The organism is Glutamicibacter sp. (assembly GCF_050701915.1).
Taxonomy (GTDB): domain Bacteria; phylum Actinomycetota; class Actinomycetes; order Actinomycetales; family Micrococcaceae; genus Glutamicibacter.
The window spans coordinates 22,252-46,534 of the sequence record NZ_JBOGEG010000004.1 but is presented as its reverse complement, the minus strand read 5'-3'; the positions used below and the strand labels follow the sequence as shown (position 1 = coordinate 46,534).

Below are 24,283 nucleotides of genomic sequence, written 5' to 3'. Positions count from 1 at the left end.
GAACACTTCAGCAGCGCTCGATTTCAGCTTGCCACGGGCAAGCCGCGCAGGCCAGCACTAATTTCTAGGGCTCGCGCACGTCCCGGCGGATCGGGTGCCCTCCGGGTACCTGCACCAGCACGATCCTGGTGCCGTCGGGATCCTGGATCCACGCTTCGATCAGGCCCCAGTCCTCCTGGCGTGCCTCCCGGAGCACCTTCGTACCGCGGGCCGCCAACCGTTCCAGCTCGGCCTGCACATCGCGCACCTGCACCCACAGCACCAGCGTGGACGGCGTACCGGGGGCCCTGTGCCCGGAGACCTCCAGCAGGCCATTGCCCAGGAAGAACACCAGACCTGGCTGCTCGGCCGGGCCGAATTCCCGGGCCACGGCCAATTGCAGCACATCGCTGTAGAACTGCTGGGCTGCGGCCAGGTCAACTGGCCGCAGCAGCACCCTGCTGGAAAGTACGTCCATGGCCACCAATCTAGTGGCTGGCCGGCGCACTGCCTAGGGCAAAGCAAAGGGTGGGGCATCCCGGCACCGGTACCGATGCCGGGATGCCCCCTGCCCGCTTACAGGTAGCAAGAAGGGCGGTAGCTCGGATCTGCCGGTCCGTCCGTGGACAGGGCGTTGAGCACCCAACGGTGGACGACTGGATCAACTGCCACGCCGGCGTGCCCCGCGACGTCCAGCGGGCACTTGTCCTGGAGCAGCACGTTGGTCACCTGCGCGCTATTTCCCTGGAGGAACTGGGACTTGTACGGCATGACGACCTCGTCGTACCTCGTGGAAATGACCGTGTAGTCCGGGCCAGCGACGGTGTCGCCGATGGAATTCAGCTCGGTCATGAACTCGCTGCCCGCCACCTGGTCGGCGCAGGCATCGCAAATCCAGCCAGCATAGTTACCGGCAATCTTGACTCCGGTGGCGCTCGGCACCAGGATGCCCTGGGTGCCGTGGCTGGACGGGGCGATCGCCACCAAATCGTTGACGTGCTTCGAACCGCCCATGTGGCCCATGTACCAGCGAGGCATCATTCCGCCCTGGCTGTGCCCGACAATATCCACCTTATTGGCGCCGGTGGCCTTGCGGACGCGGTCAATGAAGTCGCGCAGTTCGGCTGCCGAGTCGGGGACATGGGCCGCACCCGAGATGCCGTTTTCAAATCCGTAGTTCAGTGCGAAAACGCAATATCCGTTGCGCTTGAGCTTGGGGGACAGCGAGATCCAGTTGACGTCCATGGTGACAAAGGTCCCGTGGACGAGGACCACGGGATAGGGATGTTCCGCATCGGGTGCGCAATCCCAATCATTGGCCCCAGATGGGCTGATGTTCAGGGACGAAACTGTTTCGGCTTGTGCGGTGCTTCCCGCGCTCGGCGCGATGGCCGGGGCGGTGAGTGTTGCAGCGGCCAGGCACAGTGCGCCCAGAACGGAAAATATGCGTCGTTGCATGGTGGTCCTTCGAATAAAAGGTGGGAGACACTTGCTACTGGCCGGTAGTAACACGAAATGATCACAGCAATTTTGATCGCTGTCTAGGGTTTTCTGGCGGCAAAGTTTTGCGTGAAGTGGGATGAGATCCCTCCGGATTCCTCGATATCGCCATCGGAAATCCTCAAGCCTTCGCAATTGGATGCAGCCTGTTTTGTGCCGGGATTATCGGGTTTGACCAGCTGGCTTCCGATGGTGCCTTTTCGTGATCCAAGCGACGAGAATCAGGCCTGGGTGCGATTCGCTTCAGGAATTCCGTGCAGGTGCGACGCGGGGCAATGTGACGGGTTGATGCAAAGAAATTTACTTGTATCTTCAATCAAATGCAGTATGCTTGGGGTATCGGATCTTGTTCCGGAGCGCCGCCGCGAAGGCTGCGATCCCACCACCGGGCACCGCCCGCAATCAACTTTTGAGGAGTTGGCCTGCCATGAGCAACTTGTTGAGCGATGTGCGTTCGGACAATTGGAGCAGCACCCCGGAATCCGGTGCCGTGCTGGTGTTCCTGCATGGCTTCGGCTCCAATGAGCAGGACCTGGGCTCGCTGGCCGAACCGCTGGGATTGGATCTGCCCTGGGCTTCGCTGCGCGCTCCGCTGGAATTGGGCCATGGCGGGGCCGCCTGGTTCCAGATCACCACTCCGGGCGTCCCCGATGCGGCGCCGGTTCAAGCGGCTACCGCCGCCATCTGGGCCTGGATCGATGCCAACGTGGACCCTGCCACCAGGATCATCCCGGTAGGTTTCTCCCAGGGTGGGCTGATGGCCAGCCAGCTGCTGCGCACCCGGCCCGAGCGGGTTCTGGCGACCACGATCCTGGGCGGATTCGTCCTGGGCGGCACGCAGCCGGCCGATGAAATCATCGCCGCGCAGCGCCCGGCGGTTTTCTGGGGCCGCGGCACCGAAGACCGGGTCATTGCCCCGGTCGCCATCGAGCGCACCGCCGGCTTCCTGCCCGAGCACTCGACCCTTGCCGCTCGCACCTACCCGGGGCTAGCCCACGGGATCAACATGGATGAACTAAACGACGTGCGCAGCCATATCACCGCGCAACTTGACCCGATGCCGCTGGGCAAGTCCTGAAGCGCGGCTGGCGGGCAGCAGGGCCCGCCGGCCGGGATAACCTTGTGCCATGGACAATGTTGAGCAAGCACTGGGCAGAATCCGCGCGGCAATCGAGAAGCTGCATCTCGCAGCGGCCCAGGACCATGACGCGCAACGCGCCCATGCGGCGCGCTGGCTTGATGGTCTCTTCGAGGATGTCGAAAGCCGAGAGCAACTGCGAGAGGCTGCCCGGAAGGCCTTGGAGCTCTATCGCGGCGGCATGGGGTCTTTCCAGGATGTGGGAACCGCGGTCATGGATGACGCGGTGAGCGGACTGCGCCGAGCCTTGGGCTCCGCGCGCTCCTGGCTCTTGCGCAGCTAGGAGCGGCATCTGGCAGGGAGCAATCCCCGCGGCGCGTGCCGCTACGCGGCGACGGTTTCCTCGACGTCCCGGATCCTGGCATTTTCATCGGCCACGCGGGTTCTGCGCACGCTCCAGGCGTGGGTCAGGATCACCAGCAGGATGCCGGGGACCAGCCAGAGGATTAGCCGCAGGATATCCATGCCGATGGACTGCTCGGGGAAGTAGACCAGGGTCTGCACCGCGTGCAGCCACCCGGCTCCATTCCAGAAGGTATTCAGCGCACCGTAGAATCCGGGCTGCATTTGGGGCTGGAAGATGCCGCCGGAACTGGTGAAGTTCAGTGCGACGAAGCACAGGGTCAGCGCCGGGGTGGTCCAATGGCGCAGCAGCGGATGCAGGCCCAGGCCCAGCAGGGTGATGCCGGCGGCGTAAACCCAGGAAATCAGCCAGATGCCCGCAAAGTGATCCTCGATGATCCGGTAGACCGGGCCCGCGACCAGCACTGCGATCGTGGCAACCACCGCGGCGGCAACCGCCGCCATGGCGAAGCGCACGGGCAGCTTGACCTTGCCCATGAACCCGGCCAGCGGCACGGCGCTGGCGTAGCCGCCAATGCTCAAGGCGACCAGCAGGAAGAACAGGCCCTGCCCGGTGGTGTCCTGCTCTCCGGTGGGCACTACATCTTCGATGCGCAATGGCTGGCCCTGTTCGTAGGCCACGTCCAAGAAGATTTTCTGGGCGATATTCGCCGAAGTTTCCGACGCGGCGCTGGAGCTGTAAAGCGTCGCCGTGCCGCCGCTGGTTTCGTAGGCGGCCACGAGCTCGCGCTGCTCGACCAGTTTCCGGGCCTGGTCCGCATCGTCGACGGTGCGCACATTCAATGCCCCGTCGGACCCATCCTGCAGGGTCTGGGCGAAGACCTTGGACTGCGCGGAATCGCCCACCACTGCCACCTGCACGTTGTGCGGACTGGGCGCGTGGAAGGCCCCCAGATAGAACAATCCCATGATTGCGCACAGGAAGAACGGGATCAGCATGGTCAGCACCAGCTTTCCCCAGCCCAGCGGTGCCGGCTTGGATGCGGGGGACTTCTTTGCAGCCGGGTTGACGGCATGCTTGGAATCGGAGGATTGGCGCGGGGCGTTGTCGGTGAGAGTCATCAGCATTAAAGAATACCCCCAATGTTGCATTATGCAACACTAGGGGCTTGGCGAAGCCCCGCGTACTAGACTCGAAACATGGGCAAGGAACAGCGGGAAACCGATATCCAATCGATCTTCCACCACATGCAAATGATTACCCGACGTGCCAATACGCGCTCACGCCAACTGGCCGAGCCGCTGACACTCGTGGAGCATTCCCTCCTGCGCTTCATTGCCGATACTCCCGGAACCCGGGCCACCGACATTGCCGAAGCGTTCTCGCTGAACCGCTCGACGGTCTCCCGGCAGGTAGGCACGCTGCTGGACTTGGGATATATCGCCTATGACGATGCGGAATCCGGGCGCGGCCGCGTATTGGAACTGACTGAGGTGGGACGGGAGCGGCTGCAGGCCTCGGCCGCAGTGCACCGCGCCGCGGTAACCGATCGCTTAGCGGGCTGGAGCGAAGAGCAGATCTCGGCCTTCGCCGAGGCGTTGGAACGCTATAACGTTGCCGACTCGCAATAGGCGCAGGGAAATCTGCAACTTGCCCTAGGCAATCCTGGCGAAACGCGGGCCGTTGTAGCCATCGCGCTCAACGTGCTCCGCAAACATCTCCAGCGGCCGAGCCCAGAAGCTGTAGTCATCATAGAGCTTGCGGTAGAAGACCAGCGGCTCCTCGGTCTCGCTGTGCTTTCCCACGGCCAGCACCTCGTAGCGCTGTCCCTTGAAGTGCTGGTAAATTCCGGGTTCGATGCTCAACCTGGTGGCCTTTCTGATCAATCGTGATGCTAGAAAACTTATCGCGGGCCGTGCCCGGTGCCGCCGCTGCGCTGGACCAGCAGGTGCTCCAGAATCGGATCCAGGACGGCCAGCCCGTCTTTCACCCCGCCGGTGGATCCGGGCAACGTGATGACGAAGCTGCTGCCGGCGAATCCTGCAACCCCGCGGGTAATGATGGACAGCGGGGTCGAGGCTTCTCCGCGCCGGCGGATGGCCTCGATGATTCCGGGCAGCTGGACATCCAGTAGCGGGGCAACCATTTCGGGGGATTGGTCATGTGGTGAGACCCCGGTCCCGCCGGTCACGATCACGACCTGCGCATCGTTGGCCAGCAGATCATCCACGGCAAAGCGCACCGGCTGCCCGTCGGCCACCACCGTCGGCTCGCCGGCCTCGAAACCGCGCTCGGACAGCCACCGGGCGATCAGCGGGCCGGTCTTGTCTTCGGCGGCGCCTGCTGCGGCACTGGTCGAAGCAACGACCACGGCCGCCGTGCGGCTAGTCTCCACGAACCCAGTCACCGCTCTTGCCGCCGGACTTCGCCAAGACCTTTACCGAGCGGACCTCGGCGTGCTTGTCCACGGCCTTGACCATGTCGTAGAGGGTCAAGGCGGCAACGCTGGCCGCGGTCAACGCTTCCATCTCCACCCCGGTGACGCCCTTGGTGGTCACCTGGGCGGTGACGCGCACGGCGGATTCCTCGGCGGTGAAATCGATGAACACCTTGGAAATCGGCAGCGGGTGGCACAGCGGAATCAGTTCCCAGGTGCGCTTGGCCGCCATGATGCCAGCGACCCTCGCGGTTCCCAATGCCTCGCCCTTGGGCAGGTTTCCGGTCATGAGCATCGGGACAACATCCGGGCGAGTGGCGAAGATGGCTTCGGCGGTGGCCACGCGCTTGGTGACGGCCTTGTCGCTGACATCGACCATGTGGGCGCTGCCGTCTTCGCGCAGGTGGGTGAGTTTCTCAGACATTCATGCTCCAAGTTTCAATGCTTTGGCCGGCAGCCAGCTGGCTGACGCCTACCGGGATGTGCACCAGCGCGTCGGCGCGGGCCAGGTCATGGACCAGGTGGGATCCCGGATCCAGGATTTCCACCATCCCATCACGGATCACGGCCCGGCGCACCTGGTGCTTGTGCTCGGGTGAGGCCGCATCGGACGCTAATTGGTAGTGCTGCGGCACCGGCTCGGGCAGGGCATTGAGCTGTCGCAGCAGCGGGGCGAGGAACAGCTCTGCCGATAACAGGGCGCTGACCGGGTTGCCCGGGAAGCACAGTACCGCCGCCTTGGGCAGTTGGGCGAATCCTTGCGGGCCGCCGGGCTGGATTGCCACATGATGGAAGCTGCCGCCTAGCGGTGACAGGGCTTGGCGGACCACCTCGTAGGCTCCGGCGCTGATGCCGCCCACGGTTACGATCAGGTCAACCTGTTCCTGCAAGACATCGATGGCCAGGGCGAAGCGCTGCGGATCATCGGGCAGCTGCAAGGTGCGCACCTGCACCTGATAGCGGCGCAGCCAGGCTGCGAGCATAGGGGAATTCGAGTCCGGGATCTGGCCCTGGGAACGCTGCCCATCGCTGAGCTCATCGCCGGTAGTGCACACGGCCACCTTCAAGGCCCGGCGCACCGGTACTTCACGCAGCCCGCTGGAAACCAGTGCAGCAATCATGGTCGGGGTCAGCCGGGTTCCGGCCTTGGCCACCAAGGCGCCGGTTTCGAGATCACCGCCGGCGGGGCGGATGAAGCGGCCCGCGGCGCTGGGGGCCGAGAATTCCGCGTGGCCGCTGGGGGTGCCAAAGCCGGCACGAACCAATTCCGGGAAAGCGCCAGAGCCGCTTTCCTCGATGGGGATGACGGTGTCAGCACCCAGCGGGATCATCGCACCGGTCATCACCGGACTGGCCGTGCCTTCAGCCAGGGATATTTGCCGGTCGCCGGCAGCAGCCGTGAAACCCAATGGCAAAGAGATGGGGGAGCGGAGCGAGGCTGCTGCCAGATCCGCGCTGCGCGCAGCGTAGCCATCCATCTGCGAATTGGTGAACGCAGGGATGGGCAAAAGGGCGTACTGGTCCTCGCTGAGGATTCGATCGCTGGCCTCAGGGCTATCGATGGGCAGCACTTCATTGTCCAGGCAGGCGAAGACCGGGGACAGCAGCTCTTCAAGTTCCGCGCGATGGCTTTCCAGAGTGCAGGACATGGACTATCCGCCTGCGAACGGCGGCAGGACATCCACGGTCAGATCGTCGGCAGTGCCCAGCTCGCCGGCATCGCGGCGCACCACGCCGTTGATCAGGAAACTTCCGGCGCGCAAAACCTGGGCCATTTCAGGTCCGTAGGAATCGATCAGTTCGCTACGCAGCCTGGCGAGTGTATCGGGGCGTTCCCAGCTCTCCTGCTCGCAGCCCGCTGCTGCCGCCGCGGCAGCGAAGTAGCGTATCGTAATCTTCGACATGACTTCATGCTATCGCGCCTAGGCGATAAGGAGCACGATGAAAAGCGAACGCGACTTTCCCGCGCTTGTGGCCCCCGGGCCGCCACTGAGCGGCGAACAGGCTGCTCGCGCTGCACGCCAACTCTCGTTGCCCGGATTTGATGACACTGCGCAGCGCAGGCTGGCTGCCGCCCGGGTACTGGTTATCGGCGCGGGAGGACTAGGCAGCGCCAGCGTCCCGTATCTGGTCGGGGCAGGGGTAGGCACCATCGGCATCGTCGATGATGACATGGTGGAGCTATCCAACCTGCACCGCCAAGTCACCCACACCACCGCGAATATCGGCCTGGCCAAGACCGCTTCCCTGGCGCAGGCCGCCAAATCGCTGGACCCCAACGTGAAGATCATCGAGCACAATCTGCGACTGGATTCATCGAACGCGCTGGCGATCTTTGCGAATTATGACCTCGTCATCGATGGCAGCGACAACTTCCCTACCCGCTATCTGTCCAATGACGCAGCGCAGCTCACCGGCATTCCCCTGATCTGGGGATCGATCCTGCAGCATCACGGACAAGTTTCCGTGGCCTGGCATGAGCATGGCCCTGGTTACCGCGACCTGTTCCCGGTCCCGCCGGCCCCGGGCACCGTTCCGGATTGTGCCGCCGGGGGAGTGCTGCCCGGATTGTGCGGAACCATCGGTTCGCTGCTGGCTACCGAAGCCTTGAAGCTGATCGCCGGAATCGGTGCCCCGCTGGTGGGCAAGGTGCTGATCTACGATGCGCTGGCTGCAAGCACCCGCACCCTCGAATTCTCCCGTGATCCTCAAGCTGGCGAAGTCACCGAGCTGATCGACTACGTGCTCTTCTGCTCGGGAGCACTACCTGAGGCTGAAGGCATCGGCGCCGAGGCGCTCGCCGAATTGTTAGTTGGTTCCGATGCCCCGGTTTTATTGGACGTGCGCAATGATGACGAACGCGCACAACAGCATATTGCCGGTTCCTTGCATCTGCCGCTGCCCCAGCTGGAAGCAGCCATCGAATCCGGCTCGGATCTGGAACAGATACCAGCACAGGTGACGGTCTACTGCGCCCGTGGCCCACGCTCGCAACGCGCAGCGTCCTTGCTCGCCGGACGAGGCATCAAAACAAACTATCTTGAAGACGGGCTTCCCGCACTGGCCGCGGTGGCACCGCAGCTACTGGCCGAACCCGCACCTACCGAAGGAACCCGCTCATGAGCTATGCGCTGATTACCGAAGAACCTATCGACGAGGCTTCCGTCCGCGATGCCGTGCAGTCTGATACCGCCGGTGCGCTGGTGATGTTCCACGGGATCATTCGCAACCACGATGGTGGCCAGTCGGTGAATTCCTTGGACTACTCCCGTCACCCGCAGGCGCAGGACTTCCTGGAGAAGATTATTGCCGAAGAAGAAGAACGCACCGGCCTGAAGCTCTCGGCTGTGCACCGCGTGGGTCCGCTGAAGATTGGCGATGCCGCGCTGGTGGCTGCCTCGGCGGCTGCGCACCGCAAGGAAGCCTTCGACGCAATTGAGAACCTGGTGGAGCGCATCAAAGCTGAGGTGCCGATTTGGAAGAAGCAGCACTTCACTTCCGGCAGCTCGGAATGGGTTGGGCTCTAGCCTTTTGTACTCAGGTAAAGCTAGATGGGCTGTGTATGATTCAGTGCTTTAAAACGACTAGTATCCGGGTCCGTGCGGGATAGACCTATCTAGCGCGCATGAGTTGATAGTGAGCAGGTTTTCAACTCATAAGAGCGCAGTGTAACGAGAAACGTTGGAGAAAGCACGGATACCTCCTCTGACGGTAGAGAACGAACCACGGATTAACGGTGATGGGGACACAAGCAGTGTCTTGCAACGGATAGCTGATTCACGAATTTATGAAGGTGGTTGCAACACATGGTTGCAAGAAATCTGAGCCTTGAGTTCTCAAGGATTTTCGTCTGAAGAATCGGTGTGTGGCGACACGCCTCGCAACCCTTAGGTTGCGTGCCAACACCATAACCGTCTTCCTTCTAAAACCCTGAATAGCCCCCCATGAAAAAGTCAGACGAGCAGACCGGGGCAGCCTCCAGCAAGATCCAGGAGCAAGTGGCGTCCCTCTCAAATGCCCATGAGGACTCCGCTACTACAAATGTTGAAGAGCAGGTTAGCTCTTTTCCATTCTTGATTTACGATCGATAGATTTCCAGTAGTAGAGGTCTACGCTGTAATCAGCCACTTGAGCGACAGTTAGAAGGTTGGAGGTAATATCTCCAACAGCTATGGATCCGCTCCCTTCCATAAGGTGTTGCGAAAGCGAGAACTGCCAGTGATTTGCGTGAGCAACGCCGCTGTACCCATGCCACATGAGAAGAAGATACTCATAGAGGAAATCTTCATCTCCAGAATCCTGTAAGTATGGAACGAGCAACTTCAGCATGTCTTTGATCAATTTTTCCTCGCCACGAGGGTATTTTTTATCATTGAAATACTCAAAGACATCGTCAAAAACTCGTTTACCGCCCTGAGCATCATCAATTAAATGCTTGAAATTTCCAAGTTCGTTCCACGCACGTTGACCACTTTGGAAACTTGCATATGCGACACGGGTCGCGTTGTCTTGACGTTCTTTAGGATCTTCTGGAATCAAAATAAATGCTGCTCTCGCACTTGCAATCAGCGCAGTCCGTAGAAGCGTTTCAATAGCAGTTATTCGCCGGTTCGATCCCGGCTGGTAGATCTCTCGGGCACTATCTAGACAACTCCAGGCATTGGCAAGCATAAGGCTGACGAGTTGAGCAGGGTGCACGGGAGGAATGGTTGCTATCTCATCGTTTGCTAAATCGCTACCAGATTCCGGAGTTGCGGGAATCAAGGTAATTTTTTCACGTAACTGGTCGATGAGCTTGATTGCTTCATCAACATTCTCTGGATTATGGCCTGGGAAGTGATTAGTCATGAATTCAGGATAGGGGTGTCTTGGCTCTGGAACGGGGGACCAGTCCAGTTGCGGCCCCAACCACCCTGCTTTAGCCAGTGCATCGAGTTGGAATTGCGTGTCTTGATCGCTGGTGGAGACACAGGTGTATCCGAGGAGGTGTCCCGTAGCTTCCTATATATCAATATTCGTGAAGCGAATGTACTTACGAAACATAGTTTGTGACACTGGGTTTTGCGATGAAACGACTCGGAAATCTGTGGAATTTTCAACCCTCAAGAATTTTCGTCCGGAGCAGTTGAACGGTGTGTCAAAAAATGAATGATTTTGACATATCTAGAATCGTTTCCAACTCGTGGGTAAGGTTGTTGATCACTAGTCGCCTGGAAACTCAGAATTGGTTCCCTCATCCATCTTTTGATAACGCTTCTTTCATCGACCACAAGATGATCGAGCGAACGGGGGATCAACTCATAATGGAAGAGCTATAGCAACTATTTTCTGGCTATGATGGGCAGTAAACATTCGAGTTGGCTGGGGGAGTCGATATGAACGTGGCAGAAGCTTTTAATGCGTTCCAGAAAGTTGTCAATGCGGACAGTGAAAATGTCCGCGAGGCGCGTATCAGGCGTGATCTCTTTGCTGGAGCATTCGAGGCGGAGCAAGACGTTAAAGAGGTCGTACCCTCCGGATCCTTCGCTCGCGGGACTCACAAAGATCCTATCCACGATGTTGACGTGATTATCATTTTCAACGAGGACGACCACCCAGACTGGGGAAGTCCTGGAGAGTCAGCATCTGATGCGCTCAACCACACGCGTGAGCGAGTCAATGCGTTACTCGGTGCGACTAACGGGACGTATGAGAAGGCAGTCCGGCTTGCTCGTTGGCGTAATCATGCCGTCAAATGTTTTCTGGATGACCCGAATGATCCGGATGCTTTTACTGTAGATGCGATGCCCGCACTGAGGCGCGAGGGAAAGCTATTAATTCCGGAAGCGATCTCAAAGGATTGGGTTTTCTGCGATCCCGAATACCTTATTGCTGAGGTAGCAACTCGTCAGAACGAGTGGAACGATTTTACTGAAACAGTCCGAATGCTTAAGTGGTGGGCCTCGGTACAGGAAATAAAGATCAAGTCGCTTGTAACAGAGGTTCTTTCGCTTGATTGCTTGCCAACAAACAGTAATCAGCCATCAGCTATTAATCAGTTTTTTGTCAGCGCCTCCTATCAAATTGCAGGAGGAAATGAAGTCCACGATCCCGCTGGATTGTGCGGTCCGATTCAGCCTGACCTCGACTATTCTCAGTTTAGTGACTGTCTGCAGTCTGCACGAGAAAATACGATCAAAGCAGTACGAGCTCAGATTAACAATGACTCAACTAATGCTATTAAATATTGGGGCGAGGTCTTTGGTGACGATTTCCCTAAACCGCCAAAGTCAAGAGGAGGCCTAGCACCTGCAACCCTGCCGGCTACTCCGCGCTTGGTGAAGGACACGCCACAGGGATGAATGAAGTGGACATACCAGCTTCAGACGCCACTGAATTTGTCCCGGTTTCTTGGATGGAACGGGATCCAGCACGCCTAGCGCGTGATCAACGAGAAGTCCATGATTTCACTCCATCCCTTGAATATATAAGCCCCTCCCACGAGGGGTCGTTGCATGGAGGATGGATAGGGCAGATCCCTTGCTGGCCATTCGAAAGATCGCGCCCAGCGGCTCTGGGTGACCTGTTAGGACAATCCGAGCTCGAAATCTATCTCTCTTATTCTTCTGCACATCCCATGGTTCCACCAGTCATCTACCCTCTAAATCCCACACCGACTTTTTGGGAAAGGACTCAGTCAGCCTGGCACGTAGCGCCTGACGGGTCTCTATGTCTTCTCCAAAGCCTTGGCGGATGGCAACCGGAAGCCAGCATCGTCGATCTACTACTCAAGGCCGCGGGATGGAGAATTGAGTATGCACTCATGAAGTCCGGCTCTATCAATCAGATGTCGGTCAATGGAATTGTCTCAGATCCTTCCTACGACCATTTGATCGCGGAGGCAGTGGCTAGCCTAAAATCAACCAAAATAGCGGATCATGACAGGTGTCCGGATGCCCAACCATGACCCATACGTATTGATGACCAGCGACGCAAAGTCTAAGATCTCAGACTCCACGTTAGCTCGTGGTGCGCTGGCACTTCGTTGTGTTCCCGCAGATGATATGTATGTAGTTCACGCGGTTGAAACAGCCAAAGGCATACGCCAACAAGTAGTAATTGATCGCCAATACACCACACTTCGTTCCGGTGACAATATTGCGGTTGGTCAGTGGATAAGGCTTTCAGAGAATGATGCCCACATCCATCATTTTTCTCTGGCCAGCCGTCCCGGTACTGCATTCGATTTCGATGCCTTCAGAAGAATGGTCCCGGGCGTTATGGATCCTGGGAATACACTCAATATTGTCGTTACGCAAGACCCCAATATTCCTTCAGAACTAAAGGAAGTAGGGATTGCGGAATTCGTAGGATGGCTGATCAGTCGAGATCAGGTATATCCACTTCAGCTCGAAATTGAACCAGACGAAATTGGGTTGGGTCAGCTTTCCGGTAAATGGCCTATCGAACTACTGGCTACTAACAGTGTGATGGTAGTGGGCTGTGGAAGCATCGGTAGCTCCGCTATTGAATCCTTAGCTGGATACGGAGTTGGGCGGGTCGAACTAGTTGATCCAGATCGATTGCTTTGGCATAACACGCTTCGCCATATACTCGGCCCAGAAAGCGTAGGGCGCTTCAAGGTAGCGGCCATGGAAGATTACCTTGCCAAACGATGGCCAAGCCAACAAGTCGCCACGCATCGGCTAAATGTTGTTAATCAAGCTCATTATTTTGCTCCCCTTCTTAAAGGCGTCGACATGGTGATATGCGCCGCGGATGGCATTGCTCCTAGACGTGTAGTCAGCCATCTCGCACGATATGCTAAAAAGCCTTTGGTTATGGCCTGCGTTCTAGACGGTGGCGCTGTGGGTGAGATTGTTAGGTTTCGCCCAACTCCTCGCTTTGGTTGCCTGCTATGCCTACGTCGTCATCTCTCCGACCACGGGGCTATGGATGCTGAGGCAGACCAAGAGCTGGACTACGGAACCGGGCACGTTCACCGTCCTATGACTGCCGTACCGCCAGATCTGCGCTACATTGGTACGCTCGCCGCCAAAATGGCAGTGGCTACGCTGCTTGAGTCGATTCATGGTGACCACACGCAACAGTTACCTGGTGAGCTTGCCACAGTCGGTCTCCGTCCTATTGGTGATTTGTCGGCTCCCTTTGATATAAGTCGGGCATGCGACATTCGATGGTCCTCATTGCCAGAGCCACGCCCATCATGTCCGACTTGCTTCCCTTGAGAGAAGGCCATGTAAAGATGCGCCAAATAAAAATTTCTGATTCGGCGCGTGCTTCAATCAACCGCGAAGCGAAGCGCTCTTATGACGGGTTAGAAACAGGTGGAATTCTACTTGGAACCGAAACCAGGAACGGAAATATTATAATTAGGCATGCCGGGGACCCCGGTCCAGGAGCGCAGCGCGGTCAGAATACGTTCCTACGTGATCTCGAACATGCACAAAAACTAGCTCAAACTGCTTGGAATACTGACAAAAGCGAGTGGATTGGGGAATGGCACACTCATCCTTCTGGACCGTTATCACCGAGTAGCGTAGATTTGCACTCGTATTTGCGTCATCTACACGATAGGGAACTCGCATTTGCACGATTCGTTGCCATCATTGCATGCATCGATTCATCAGATCGAACCACTATCGCTACTTGGTTAATTGATCGCAAGCATATTCAGCAAATAAAGATGGAAAAACTGAACGACACTGAATTGTGAATTAATTTATTTTCCCAATAATATTCGGGTCATTAATCAGGAATAATTAAGAGGAAGTTCCATGACTGGTAGGCACCAAACGCTCGATCCTTCAGACCCGATTTTTATTTCCTACCGGCAGAATGACGGAACTGCGATAACAGCAGAACTTGCATGGATTCTTCGAACGGCGGGGATCCCAGTGTGGCGCGATCGAGATGATTTGCCGCCAGGAGATACCGAAGCCCGCCTTGATCAGGCAATTGCTGCAGGGATCTCGGGCGGAATTCTTGTTGTTACACCGGACGTCGTAAACAGTCGAGTAGTCAAAATGGTCGAGGCGCCTCGTCTTATTGAGTTACATCAACGCCATCAGAATTTCGTACTAGGAATCGCGAATTCAGTCCGAAACGTTGAGTCGCGAACGGACTATGATGCTCCAGACCGGCTCCTGGAACGCCGGCCTGGACAGTTAAGTGGTGTAGATCAAAATCCAGCTACTCGCGAGGGGCTTAAAGCTCTGACGCGCGGTCTAGTGTGGCATCGAGTTGCTTCTCTACGAGAACGAGTTGAAAATCGTGAACAGACTTTCAATCTTAGTCTTCAGACTAGAAACACTCCGCAGGTGTATGACCGTACTGGAGCCGAGCTAGACATCCGTCTACGTCCCTCTGACCACGAACGTCTTCCAAATGCCGAGGGCTTACATGATCTTAAGGACACTATAGGCTTGCTACCAGATGCGGTTACTCGTTCAGGTGCGCATCGTCTTTGCATTCGGGGAGGAGGACACCTATCAGTCGGATTCGCCGTTGGCGCAGCGCTTCCTTCGTCGCGAGTTGGCAAAATGGTGGTTATTGATCAAAAAGGGGTCGACTGGGAAAGCCAAAATGAATCGAATTTACATGATATGTCAAAGGTGCAGATTCTAGACGAAGGGAAGAACCAATCGGCTATCTCACTAGGTAGGCCTTCCGTTGCCATATACATTGATCTCCTACCTCAACGTAGCGATACTGCGTTCAACCGGTTCCTTGAGGAAAGCCGTGATTTTATTGTGGCTTGGCGTCATATCTCAAACCTAGATAACTCGCTCATAGACCCGAGAGACGCTGGCCGTATTGCTTCTGAGATCGCGGCGCATATCCGTGCAATATCGAATGAAAATAATAACGCGCAGACACACATTTTACTGCGTTGCCCATTCCCGTTGGCACTCCTCGTTGGACGGTTGACCAATACTCTAAGATGTGTCGTTTATGAATGGGACGATTCGGACCCGATTGAACCAGGAGGTGACTATCGTGCAAGATACGTTCCGACGTTGAAGGTACGGGCTTCGGCAAGCGACGGGGCAATAGAAGAGGTGCTCATTTAAGCTGTTGACAAAGGTCTGCCGAAAGGTAAGGCTTATCGGCTCCCAGTTCGCCTATTTTGCAAATAGTCCTTTTTGATAAATCCCAGGCAAAGGCAGAGTTGGGGTTCGATGCGATGCGTTACCCGAAAGTTCGTTATGTGCGGTAAAGCAAATAAATTCTTTACTGCTTTACATAACGTATCTTATCGGTAGTTATTTTGTGGAATTATGCTGACGCCTAGTTTGTGGGCCGTAGGTATGGGCAATAAAAGCCACGAAAATGTCTTCGCGCCTGCGTAGGTACGAAGTTGTCGAGCCCATAGGTGAACGGAGATCAATCCCCTAGCGAGGAACTGCTCGTCTTCAGTAATGTACTGCGATTGGTATTCATTTGTCATTCTCAGAACACCGGGGCGAGGTTGGAAGACCACGAATCGAGAAGTTTTCGCAGTTCTTTCGGCTGTATGTCGCTGACCTTGGCCTCGCTCATCGCCAGACCGAATGCCGCCCACCTCAGATCCATATTCTCGGTGCGCACGAGGCAACTGTTCTCATCGATCTGCTGGATCTGGAACCAGCGACCGATCAGCGGCTCCAGCTTTTTGGCGTTGGCGTGAACACGCGCGCTCACTTCCGGTTGCCCGCTCCCGCGCAATCCTGCGCGAACAAAAGCCGCCGCATCGCCACCTGGCACTGGGCGGGGCGTGAAGCGCAATGCCCTCGGTGAGGGGTTTTGCGCGCGGTCCACGCGGAAGCTGCGCCAATCATCGCGGTCCAGATCAAATGCCACCAGGTAGTAGCGGTTGCCCACATTCACCAGCTGGACAGGTTCTACCCGGCGCGAACTTGCTGCCCCCTTGGCATCCTTGTAGTCAAAGGCGATTCGTTCACGGTCGCGGCACGCCTGGGCCAAAGCCACCAATACCGCCGGATCCACTGGATCCGGTGCTGAGGACTTGGAGTTGAGCGGGACAGTGCTCGCGGTCAACGCCTGCGCCCGCTTTCGGAGCCCGGCCGGAAGCACCGGCACGACTTTTCCCATGGCCCGCAACGCGGCCTCGGCCAGTGCAGAGGATCCTCCATGAACGGTGGACTGCAACGCGACCACCAAGGCCACGGCCTCCCCATCGTCCAGCACTAGCGGAGGCAGCGCGGTACCGGACGCCAGCTGGTAACCACCACCCACACCACGATCGGCCTGTACCGGATAGCCCAGGTCGCGCAACCGGTCGATGTCCCGGCGCACGGTGCGCAAGCTGACATCCAAGCGTTCTGCGAGCTCGTCTCCGGACCAGTAACGGTGGGTCTGCAGCAAGGAAAGCAAACGCAAGAATCTGGTGCTGGTACTCATGCAACAAGTCTGTCTTGATTTAGGACAAAAACTGGCACTTTTCACTTCTAATCTGATTATTACCAGCTGGAAATACCGGCTGCAGCTTATGCCAGGAGGCAATCATGAGCACCATGGCCACCACCAACACCACCCTCACCGGGGAACGCGCCGACCTGTTCCAGGCTCTGGCCAACGCCCGGCATTTCCTTCGTTTCACTGTCCAGGGGCTGAGTGATCCGCAGGCAGCGCAACGCACCACGGTGAGCGAGCTGACCCTCGGGGGATTGATCAAGCATGTGAGCGCCGTGGAAAAGCAGTGGCAGGAATTCATGGTCAAGGGCCGTGCCGCCATGGCCTGGGACGGGGTGGATTTCAGCCAGATGCCGCCCGAAGCCATCGTAGCCTTCTACAACGAATTCCGCATGCAGCCGGACGAATGCCTGGATGAGCTGCTGGAGAATTACACGCAGGTAGCCGCCCGCACCGATGCCCTGTTGGCAGAAGCGGATCTGGACGTCATCCATGAGCTTCCTTCTGCCCCGTGGTTCACCGACACGCACTGGTCGGTGCGCCGGACGCTGCTGCACATCATCGCCGAGACCACGCAGCATGCCGGGCATGCGGATATCATCCGCGAATCCCTGGACGGGCAGAAATCGATGGGCTAGCCCCCGATGTAGGACATCTCGATGCGCTTGCGGTTGCCTGGGGTCAGCGCGGCGCGCAGCTCCGAGTAGTTGTCATCGCGCTTGCGCCAGTGCCCGGTCAGTGCCTTGGCAAGATCCTCATCGCTGATTCCGTCGCGCATGAGCTGGCGCAGGTCGTAGCCGGAGCCGGCGAACAGGCAGGTGTAGAGCTGGCCTTCGGCCGAGACCCGGGCGCGCGAGCAGTTGCCGCAGAAGGCATTGGTGACACTCGAGATCACGCCGATCTCCCCGGCGCCGTCCTTGTAGCGCCAGCGGTTGGCCGTTTCGCCCGGCTCGGTTTTGGTGACCGGTTCCAGTGCCCAGCGCTCGTTGACCATGGCCACGACCTCGGAGGAGGGCATTACCTCATCCAGCTTCCAGCCGTTGGTGGTGCCCACATCCATGTATTCGATGAAGCGCAGGATCGCCCCGCTGCCACGGAAGTGCTCGGCCAGCGACAGGATCTCCGAATCGTTGACCCCGCGCTTGACCACGGTGTTGACCTTGACCGGTCCCAGGCCGACCTCGCGGGCCACGTCGATGGCGTGCAGCACTCGGGAGACCGGGAAATCCACGTCGTTGATGGCCTTGAACTTTTCGTCATCCAACGAGTCCAGCGAGATGGTCACGCGGTTCAGCCCGGCTTCCTTCAACGCAGGTGCGAGCACCGGCAGCGCCGACCCGTTGGTGGTCATTGCCAGATCCACCGGCTGGCCCTCAGGAGTGCGCAGCTTGGAGAGCATCGCCACCAGATCCACGATGCCGCGGCGCAGCAGCGGCTCTCCGCCGGTCAACCGCAGCTTGGTGACCCCCAGCGAAACGCTGACGCGGGCCAACCGCTCGATCTCCTCGAAGCTGAGCAGCTCGGAGCGCTCGCGGAAGACGAAGTCGCGGCCGAAGATCTCCTTGGGCATGCAATACACGCAGCGGAAATTGCAGCGGTCTGTCACCGAAATCCGCAGGTCGTGCAGGGGCCGTCCACGGGCATCGCCCAGGGTGCCGGCCGCTTGTGCTTTCATACATTCCACAGTAGCCTCCGGCACCGTTGCGTGGAAGACGGTTAACCTGAAAGTAACAAATCAAGTACGCAAATGGATCGGCCCCGGTTGGCGCGACGGTAGCATTGGCACCAGCCCCCGATTTCAAGGAGAACCCATGCAGCACCGCCCGTTTCCACGGCTCCGAGCCCTTGCCGGGCTCGCGGCGGCCGTGCTGGCTTTGGCGGGCTGTTCGGCCAGCGGCTCTTCCGATCAGGCTGCTTCCGAACCCATCACCATCTCCGCGGCAGCCTCCCTGCAGAGTGCCTTCGAGCAGATCTCCGAGGAATTCACCGCACAACACCCGGAGGTGCGCATTGCCAGCATCTCCTACGACGGTTCTTCGACGCTTGCCACACAGATTCTTGAAGGCGCAAACGTGGATGTCTTCGCCTCGGCCGATGAACGCAACATGCTAGAGGTGACGGAGGCCGGGTTCGGCCACGAGCCGGTGATCTTCGCCAGCAACACCATGGTGATCGCGGTGCCTCAAGATAACCCGGCGGATATCGATTCGCTGGCAGACCTTGCAGAGGCCACCACGGTGCTGTGCGCGCAGCAGGTGCCGTGCGGCTCTGCCTCCCGCCAGCTGCTTCAGGCCCAGGGTGTCGAAGTGGCCCCGGCCAGCGAGGAACAGAATGTCACCGCGGTGCTGCAGAAGGTGGCCGCCGGCGAAGCGGATGCCGGACTGGTCTACGCCACCGATGTGCTGGGTGACGAAAACGTCGCCGCGATCGTTCCGGAAGGAGCTGACGAGGTCGTGAACACCTATCCGATCGCCACGCTGGGTCAGAACCCCGGCGCGCAGGCCTTCGTGGACTTCGTGATCAGCGAGCGGGGCCAGGAAATCCTGGCAGAGCACGGTTTCGGCACCGGGGCTGCGCAGGCCAATGGCTAGCGACACCGGGGTACGGGTTCCAGGCTTCGCTATTGCGCCGGCCTTGCTGGGCGTGGGATTGCTGGTGCTGCCGCTGCTTGCATTGGTCACCCGTGCCAGCTGGTCCACGCTGGTGGCCGATGCCACCAGTCCTCAAGCCCTCTCGGCGCTCTGGCTGAGCTTGCGCACCGGGGTGGCGGCCACCGCCCTGTGCGTGCTGCTCGGCGTGCCGCTGGCGGTGCTGATGGCCCGCAGCTCGGCCCGGGTGGCTCAGCTATTGCGGGCCCTGATCGCCGTCCCGCTGGTGCTGCCGCCCATGGTCGGCGGCGTGGCCCTGCTCTTCCTCTTTGGGCGCACCAGCCCCATCGGACAATTCATCGATTCCATGTGGGGGATTACCCTGCCTTTTTCCACCGCCGCGGTGGTCATCGCCCAGAGCTTCGTGGCCCTGCCGTTCCTGGTGCTCTCCGTGGAAGGCTCGCTGCGTGCCGCCGGCGCCGGGTACGAACAGGCCGCCGCCACCCTGGGTGCCGGGCGCTGGATGGTGCTCACCCGCATCACTTTGCCGTTGGCGGCACCGGGCCTAGTGGCCGGAGTGATCCTGTGCTTCGCGCGGGCCATCGGCGAATTCGGGGCCACCGCGCTGTTCGCCGGCAACGCTCCGGGGATCACCCAGACCATGCCGCTGGCTATCTACACCGCGTTCAACGGGGCCGGAACCGGGCGAGACTCGGCCGTTGCCCTCTCGCTCTTGCTGCTGGCTACCGCAGTGGTGGTGCTGCTGCTGGTGCGCGCCTGGCGTCCGGGGGCGTTGAAATGACATTGAAGGTTGCGCTGCGCGTGCCGCGCACCGGATTCGACGTAGACGTCGAATTCCAGGTGCCTGCCGGAAGCACGCTGGCGATGATGGGCCCCAGCGGCTCGGGCAAGTCCACCATTGTGCATGCCATTGCCGGGATCCAGAAGATTGCCGGGGGCCGCATCGAGCTTTCCGGTTCCCTGCTGGCCGATGCGAAGCAGCACCGCCCGCCGCACCTGCGCGAAGTCGGACTGCTGGGCCAAGACCCGCACCTGTTCCCGCATCTGGATGCCCTGAAGAATATCGCCTTTGGCGCCCGGGCCGGGGGATTGGACAAGGCTGCCGCCAAGGCCGTGGCCGCCGAATGGATCAGGCGGCTGGGACTGGAAGAAATCGCCGCGCACCGGCCAGAGGCCCTCTCCGGCGGGCAGCGCCAACGCATCGCGCTGGCCCGGGCATTGGCCGCCCAGCCCAAGATCCTGCTGATCGACGAGCCCTTCGCCTCGCTGGATGTCGAAGCCGCCATGGATATGCGCGCATTGGTGCGCGAAGAACTGGAACGCACGGCGACCAGCGCCATTGTCGTCTCGCATTCGGCCGCCGATACCCTGGCGCTCGCCGATGACCTGTTGGTGCTGGAGCGGGGAAGAATTATTGCGCAGGGAACAGTTGAGCAGGTCTTCGCCGACCCGGCCAACCGCTTTGTGCGCGCAGTGGTGGCCACCCTGCCAGCGCAGCACCCGAGGAGCATCCAGGAAGAGCAATCATGAGCACCCGCAATGAACCAGTAGAACTTGAAGTGCACCGTACTCGGCTATTGTCGCAGGTCGTGCCGTTGGCCACGCAGGAGATCGAGTTGGCTGGCGGTTTTGCCGCCCTGCACGGGGCGGTGCTGGCTGAAGACGTCACCTCCACCCACCCGTTGCCCTTGTGGGACAACTCGGCGATGGACGGCTATGCGGTGCGCTCGGATGACACCGCTGTGGCGCCAGTTGCCCTGGAAGTCATCGGCGAAGTGCCGGCGGGCAGCGGCTGGGACCCGAAGCTGGGACCGGGCCAGTGCGTGAAGATCATGACCGGTGCCCCGATCCCGACGGATGCCGATGCCGTGGTGCGCATCGAGGATACTTCAGCCGCGGCAGAGGGCTGGGATGCCTCTACCGTGCAGATCCATGTGCCGGTGCCAGCAGGCAAGGACATCCGCCGCAGCGGCGAGGACAAGGCCGCCGGAGACCTGGTGGCCTATGCCGGCGAGCAGCTCACCGCCGCCCGTCTTTCTGCCTTGGCTGCAGCCGGTGCCAGCACGTTGGCGGTGCGCGTCATGCCCAAGGTGGCGGTGCTGGTCACCGGGGCGGAACTGCTTGCGCCCGGAAAAACGCTGTCGCGCGGGCAAATCCCGGAAACCAATTCGCTGCTCATGGCAGGGCTCCTGTCCGAATCCGGCATCCAGGCAGCTACCGTGGTGCACTGCGTGGATGACACCGCAGCGGTACGCGAACAGCTGGACCTGCTTGGAGCAACCCATGATGTCGTCCTGAGCACCGGGGGAGTTGGTCCCGGTGCTTATGATGTGATGCGCCAGGTGCTGGAAGCAGAGCCTGGGGTGCAGGCAGCCCGGGCGAAGATCCGCCCCGGGCAGCCGCAATGCGCAGGCCGTTTGGAGGCCGGTGCGATGGTCTTCGCCCTGCCGGGCAACCCGGTCAGCGCGGCGGTCAGCTTCGAGCTGTTCGTGCGCCCTTGCCTGCGGGCCATGCAAGGCCACCGCGAGGTGCTGCGCCCAACTTTGCGCGCCATCGCCGCGGTGGGATGGAAAGCCGCAGCCGGACGCATGCAGGTCATCCCGGTAGTCTTCGAGCATGGGGAACAACTGCGGTGCGCCCCGGCGGTCCAAGCCAGCAGCATTTCCCATTCGGTGGGCGGCTTCGGCGCTGCCCAAGGCTACGCGCTGGTCCCGGCTGGCATCGGCCAGGTCCACCCGGGCGATGAAGTCGAAGTACTGAGGATGATTCCATGAGCGCCCCGGTGCTCGTCGGCTTCGATGCCCTGGTGCTGGCCGGTGGCAGGGGCACTCGCCTTGGTGGCGAAGGCAAAGCCGAAATAGAGCTGCACGGCCAGCGCCTGGTTGACCGCGTGGTCGCCGCGGCCCGCAAGACCGGCGCAGAACGGGTAGTTGTGGTCGGCCCGGAATCCACCGGCACCAAGGCTGATTCGGTCATCAGGGAGGATCCGCCATTCGCCGGCCCCTTGGCGGGTATCTCTGCCGGGCTTGCTGAACTTGCTGGCAGTGAAAACAGCGAATGGACCATGGTCCTGGCCTGCGACCTGCAACGGCCGGTCGCCGTGGCCAGCGCGTTGATCAATGGCTTTGGACAACGCGCAGCCGATGGCCTATTGCTGGTTGACGCTGAAGGGCATGCCCAGTGGCTGGCTGGAATCTATCGCACCGCGGCACTGGCCTCGGTCTGCGCAGAGCTGGGCGAGAACGTGGTCAATGCCCCGGTGCGCCGAGCCTTGAATCAGCTGCAATTGGCGCGGGTCCCGGTGGATGATGAAACCAGCAGTGATATTGATACGCCGCAGGCGCTGGAAATCGCCCGCCGGAATGAAAGGAAAGCCATGGCACAGCATCTGCCGCCAGAAGCATTGAACGATTGGCTGGAAGCAGCCGCCAAGGAACTGGGCTTGGACTCCGGCGAGGTGGATATCGCTACCATGCTTGATGTTGCCAAGCATGTAGCTCACGAGGTGGCCCGGCCTGCAGCGCCCCTGAGCACTTTCCTGCTCGGCCTGGCCATGGGCAGCGGCAAGGGAGACTTGTCCGGCTTGTCCGAGCAACTGGTCTCGCGTGCCCACCGCTGGGCTGATGAGCATCCTGAAGGAACAACGTAAGCCATGAATCCTTTGAGACCGCAGTGCAATACCAGTGAGATTGTGCGTACGGTTGGAGCGAATTGAAGAGAGGCCCTTTTCGATTTGTTGCCGGACTGACCGCTAATTACAGATCCTGGGAGTGCTTCGGGGCGTGCGCCTTTTCGCCGAGCCCTGACTTAGGCAGGGAATCAAGGAAGCTTCGATAATTTGAATACCCGGGATTCAGTAATCGCCCGATTCCTGGTCGCGATTTTCTCGCAGGACGAGCAGACGACCAGAATGCGCTATTTGCTTGCAGCGAGGCTAGTGGCCTTTCGGCAACGCTTCTTCCGCGTGGAGGCGAGTCCGGTCGGCAATCTTGATGATCCGGTCAATCACGGTGCGCGTGCTCACCCGGGTCCGTGCTTCGGGCCTGGTCAAGATGTCGATATGGCGGCCGAGGGAGAGGTCTGCCAGGGGACGCAGCACTACGTGCTCGCGGAAATATGGGGTCAGCCCCGTATATCGAGGCAGCAACCCAAGCATGCGGGTTTCGGCGATGATCGCCGCCACCAGGTTGAATTCATTGACGCGATGCGCGATCTGAATCGGGTTTCCGGCACTGGCAAACATCGCTTGGACCAGCAACGGTTCCAGTGCGAATCCCTCGTGTGCTGCGACCCAGGTTTCGCCCACCAAATCGGCCAAGCGCACCGTTTCCTGCTGCGCTAACGGGTGTTCCCGGTGGAGTGCCACGTCGATCGGCTCTTGCAGGACGGGCGTGACGTGCACCCTGTTGCCCGGCCATGCAGCTGAGGCCAGCGGGCGGTGGGCGATGACCAGATCATGGTTCCCGACCAGATCGACGAACCCGTTGATAGACACGTCTTCGTCCCGGCAATGCACCATGGGGCCGTCTGGATCGCTCAGGCTGCTGGCGATGAGCGGCGGAAACCAGGCCAGTCCGGCACTGTGGAAAGCGGTGACCGAAACGGGCTCTTGACGTGCCAGCAGGTATTCGGAGACGGAATTCTCTGCGCGTGCGAGAGACTCCAGTACTTCTCCGCCGGCGTCGGCCAACCGCTCCCCAGCGGGGGTGAGCACCAGCACGCGGCCGCGCGGCTCGGTCAGGGCAACTGGCATCCCGCGTTGCAGCGCTGCAAGCTGCTGGGATACGGCAGACGGCGAAAGGTGCAGAGCCTGGGCTACTGCAGTTACCGAGCCCCGGTCCCTGAGCTCGCGCAGGGTTCGCAGGTGATGCACTTCCATGAAGCTTAGCTTACGGGATAGT

At 59.7% G+C, this 24,283-nt stretch carries 27 protein-coding genes; 15 read left to right on the top strand and 12 right to left on the bottom strand.

Features of this window, described 5'->3' with window-relative positions; all coding sequences use genetic code 11:
• Window positions 1–64 precede the first annotated feature (64 nt).
• Both ACRDT3_RS04815 and ACRDT3_RS04810 read right to left on the bottom strand, forming a co-directional pair.
• Complete coding sequence (locus ACRDT3_RS04815) at window positions 65–457, bottom strand: VOC family protein (protein ID WP_431491895.1); 393 nt, start codon at window positions 455–457, stop codon at window positions 65–67.
• A gap of 98 nt (window positions 458–555) precedes the next feature.
• Window positions 556–1,437: a lipase family alpha/beta hydrolase gene (locus tag ACRDT3_RS04810; RefSeq protein ID WP_431491894.1), complete on the bottom strand. Its 882-nt coding sequence runs from the start codon at window positions 1,435–1,437 to the stop codon at window positions 556–558.
• A 469-nt stretch (window positions 1,438–1,906) separates the two neighbouring features.
• Here ACRDT3_RS04810 and ACRDT3_RS04805 point away from each other — a divergent pair, with 469 nt between their 5' ends.
• Window positions 1,907–2,557 (top strand): alpha/beta hydrolase, encoded by a 651-nt coding sequence (locus ACRDT3_RS04805; RefSeq protein WP_431491893.1) that lies wholly within the window; start codon window positions 1,907–1,909, stop codon window positions 2,555–2,557.
• 49 nt (window positions 2,558–2,606) lie between these two features.
• On the top strand, window positions 2,607–2,900 hold the full coding sequence (locus ACRDT3_RS04800) for a DUF6966 domain-containing protein (RefSeq protein WP_013347835.1): 294 nt from the start codon (window positions 2,607–2,609) through the stop codon (window positions 2,898–2,900).
• A 41-nt stretch (window positions 2,901–2,941) separates the two neighbouring features.
• Here ACRDT3_RS04800 and ACRDT3_RS04795 read toward each other — a convergent pair whose 3' ends face one another.
• Complete coding sequence (locus tag ACRDT3_RS04795) at window positions 2,942–4,048, bottom strand: hypothetical protein (RefSeq protein ID WP_431491892.1); 1,107 nt, start codon at window positions 4,046–4,048, stop codon at window positions 2,942–2,944.
• 72 nt (window positions 4,049–4,120) lie between these two features.
• On the opposite strand from ACRDT3_RS04795, the gene ACRDT3_RS04790 reads away from it, so the two are divergent.
• Window positions 4,121–4,552: a MarR family winged helix-turn-helix transcriptional regulator gene (locus tag ACRDT3_RS04790; protein WP_431491891.1), complete on the top strand. Its 432-nt coding sequence runs from the start codon at window positions 4,121–4,123 to the stop codon at window positions 4,550–4,552.
• 24 nt (window positions 4,553–4,576) lie between these two features.
• Here ACRDT3_RS04790 and ACRDT3_RS04785 read toward each other — a convergent pair whose 3' ends face one another.
• The 5 genes from ACRDT3_RS04785 to ACRDT3_RS04765 are packed head-to-tail and all read right to left on the bottom strand — an operon-like array spanning window position 4,577 to window position 7,262.
• Complete coding sequence (locus ACRDT3_RS04785) at window positions 4,577–4,786, bottom strand: DUF1653 domain-containing protein (protein ID WP_013347838.1); 210 nt, start codon at window positions 4,784–4,786, stop codon at window positions 4,577–4,579.
• 38 nt (window positions 4,787–4,824) lie between these two features.
• Window positions 4,825–5,316 carry a MogA/MoaB family molybdenum cofactor biosynthesis protein gene (locus ACRDT3_RS04780; RefSeq protein ID WP_431491890.1) on the bottom strand — a complete coding sequence of 164 codons (492 nt, stop codon included), beginning with the start codon at window positions 5,314–5,316 and terminating at the stop codon, window positions 4,825–4,827.
• Window positions 5,306–5,782, bottom strand: a complete 477-nt coding sequence (gene moaC, locus ACRDT3_RS04775) for a cyclic pyranopterin monophosphate synthase MoaC (protein WP_431491889.1) — start codon at window positions 5,780–5,782, stop codon at window positions 5,306–5,308. Before moaC ends, ACRDT3_RS04780 begins: the two co-directional genes overlap by 11 nt.
• Complete coding sequence (locus ACRDT3_RS04770) at window positions 5,775–7,007, bottom strand: molybdopterin molybdotransferase MoeA (RefSeq protein ID WP_431491888.1); 1,233 nt, start codon at window positions 7,005–7,007, stop codon at window positions 5,775–5,777. Before ACRDT3_RS04770 ends, moaC begins: the two co-directional genes overlap by 8 nt.
• Window positions 7,008–7,010: 3 nt before the next feature.
• Window positions 7,011–7,262 (bottom strand): MoaD/ThiS family protein, encoded by a 252-nt coding sequence (locus ACRDT3_RS04765; RefSeq protein WP_105658553.1) that lies wholly within the window; start codon window positions 7,260–7,262, stop codon window positions 7,011–7,013.
• 37 nt (window positions 7,263–7,299) lie between these two features.
• Between ACRDT3_RS04765 and ACRDT3_RS04760 the strand changes: the two genes are divergently transcribed.
• Together ACRDT3_RS04760 and ACRDT3_RS04755 are read left to right on the top strand one after the other, a co-directional pair.
• The gene (locus ACRDT3_RS04760) at window positions 7,300–8,481 is read left to right on the top strand and encodes a ThiF family adenylyltransferase (RefSeq protein WP_431491887.1); all 1,182 of its coding nucleotides are present in this window, start codon (window positions 7,300–7,302) and stop codon (window positions 8,479–8,481) included.
• The gene (locus ACRDT3_RS04755) at window positions 8,478–8,885 is read left to right on the top strand and encodes a molybdenum cofactor biosynthesis protein MoaE (protein WP_431491886.1); all 408 of its coding nucleotides are present in this window, start codon (window positions 8,478–8,480) and stop codon (window positions 8,883–8,885) included. Before ACRDT3_RS04760 ends, ACRDT3_RS04755 begins: the two co-directional genes overlap by 4 nt.
• 529 nt (window positions 8,886–9,414) lie before the next feature.
• Here ACRDT3_RS04755 and ACRDT3_RS04750 read toward each other — a convergent pair.
• Window positions 9,415–10,206: a hypothetical protein gene (locus tag ACRDT3_RS04750; protein WP_431491885.1), complete on the bottom strand. Its 792-nt coding sequence runs from the start codon at window positions 10,204–10,206 to the stop codon at window positions 9,415–9,417.
• Window positions 10,207–10,733: 527 nt separating this feature from the next.
• Between ACRDT3_RS04750 and ACRDT3_RS04745 the strand changes: the two genes are divergently transcribed.
• The 4 genes from ACRDT3_RS04745 (at window position 10,734) to ACRDT3_RS04730 (ending at window position 15,431) form a co-directional block, all read left to right on the top strand.
• The gene (locus ACRDT3_RS04745; protein WP_431491884.1) at window positions 10,734–11,699 is read left to right on the top strand and encodes an SMODS domain-containing nucleotidyltransferase; all 966 of its coding nucleotides are present in this window, start codon (window positions 10,734–10,736) and stop codon (window positions 11,697–11,699) included.
• A 591-nt stretch (window positions 11,700–12,290) separates the two neighbouring features.
• A complete protein-coding gene (locus tag ACRDT3_RS04740) occupies window positions 12,291–13,586 on the top strand; it encodes a HesA/MoeB/ThiF family protein (RefSeq protein WP_431491883.1) in 1,296 nt (431 codons plus the stop codon).
• The gene (locus ACRDT3_RS04735) at window positions 13,565–14,074 is read left to right on the top strand and encodes a Mov34/MPN/PAD-1 family protein (protein WP_431491882.1); all 510 of its coding nucleotides are present in this window, start codon (window positions 13,565–13,567) and stop codon (window positions 14,072–14,074) included. Before ACRDT3_RS04740 ends, ACRDT3_RS04735 begins: the two co-directional genes overlap by 22 nt.
• A 61-nt stretch (window positions 14,075–14,135) precedes the next feature.
• Window positions 14,136–15,431, top strand: a complete 1,296-nt coding sequence (locus ACRDT3_RS04730) for an SAVED domain-containing protein (RefSeq protein ID WP_431491881.1) — start codon at window positions 14,136–14,138, stop codon at window positions 15,429–15,431.
• A 379-nt stretch (window positions 15,432–15,810) separates the two neighbouring features.
• Here ACRDT3_RS04730 and ACRDT3_RS04725 read toward each other — a convergent pair whose 3' ends face one another.
• Window positions 15,811–16,761, bottom strand: a complete 951-nt coding sequence (locus ACRDT3_RS04725) for a helix-turn-helix transcriptional regulator (RefSeq protein WP_431491880.1) — start codon at window positions 16,759–16,761, stop codon at window positions 15,811–15,813.
• A gap of 104 nt (window positions 16,762–16,865) precedes the next feature.
• Here ACRDT3_RS04725 and ACRDT3_RS04720 point away from each other — a divergent pair, with 104 nt between their 5' ends.
• Complete coding sequence (locus tag ACRDT3_RS04720) at window positions 16,866–17,411, top strand: DinB family protein (protein ID WP_431491879.1); 546 nt, start codon at window positions 16,866–16,868, stop codon at window positions 17,409–17,411.
• Here the strand turns inward: ACRDT3_RS04720 and moaA are convergent.
• Window positions 17,408–18,448, bottom strand: a complete 1,041-nt coding sequence (moaA, locus tag ACRDT3_RS04715; RefSeq protein ID WP_431491878.1) for a GTP 3',8-cyclase MoaA — start codon at window positions 18,446–18,448, stop codon at window positions 17,408–17,410. The two genes, ACRDT3_RS04720 and moaA, sit on opposite strands and share 4 nt — an antisense overlap.
• Before the next feature lie 136 nt (window positions 18,449–18,584).
• Here moaA and modA point away from each other — a divergent pair, with 136 nt between their 5' ends.
• From modA to ACRDT3_RS04690, 5 genes are read left to right on the top strand one after another with little or no spacing between them, the layout of a single operon-like run.
• A complete protein-coding gene (gene modA, locus ACRDT3_RS04710; RefSeq protein ID WP_431491877.1) occupies window positions 18,585–19,364 on the top strand; it encodes a molybdate ABC transporter substrate-binding protein in 780 nt (259 codons plus the stop codon).
• Window positions 19,357–20,163 (top strand): ABC transporter permease, encoded by an 807-nt coding sequence (locus ACRDT3_RS04705; RefSeq protein ID WP_431491876.1) that lies wholly within the window; start codon window positions 19,357–19,359, stop codon window positions 20,161–20,163. Before modA ends, ACRDT3_RS04705 begins: the two co-directional genes overlap by 8 nt.
• Window positions 20,160–20,912 carry an ATP-binding cassette domain-containing protein gene (locus ACRDT3_RS04700; protein WP_431491875.1) on the top strand — a complete coding sequence of 251 codons (753 nt, stop codon included), beginning with the start codon at window positions 20,160–20,162 and terminating at the stop codon, window positions 20,910–20,912. Before ACRDT3_RS04705 ends, ACRDT3_RS04700 begins: the two co-directional genes overlap by 4 nt.
• Window positions 20,909–22,156 (top strand): molybdopterin molybdotransferase MoeA, encoded by a 1,248-nt coding sequence (locus ACRDT3_RS04695; protein WP_431491874.1) that lies wholly within the window; start codon window positions 20,909–20,911, stop codon window positions 22,154–22,156. Before ACRDT3_RS04700 ends, ACRDT3_RS04695 begins: the two co-directional genes overlap by 4 nt.
• On the top strand, window positions 22,153–23,031 hold the full coding sequence (locus ACRDT3_RS04690) for an NTP transferase domain-containing protein (protein WP_431491873.1): 879 nt from the start codon (window positions 22,153–22,155) through the stop codon (window positions 23,029–23,031). The genes ACRDT3_RS04695 and ACRDT3_RS04690 overlap by 4 nt, the downstream gene beginning before the upstream one ends.
• A gap of 285 nt (window positions 23,032–23,316) precedes the next feature.
• Here the strand turns inward: ACRDT3_RS04690 and ACRDT3_RS04685 are convergent, their stop codons facing one another.
• Window positions 23,317–24,261 (bottom strand): LysR family transcriptional regulator, encoded by a 945-nt coding sequence (locus ACRDT3_RS04685; protein ID WP_431491872.1) that lies wholly within the window; start codon window positions 24,259–24,261, stop codon window positions 23,317–23,319.
• Window positions 24,262–24,283 lie beyond the last annotated feature (22 nt).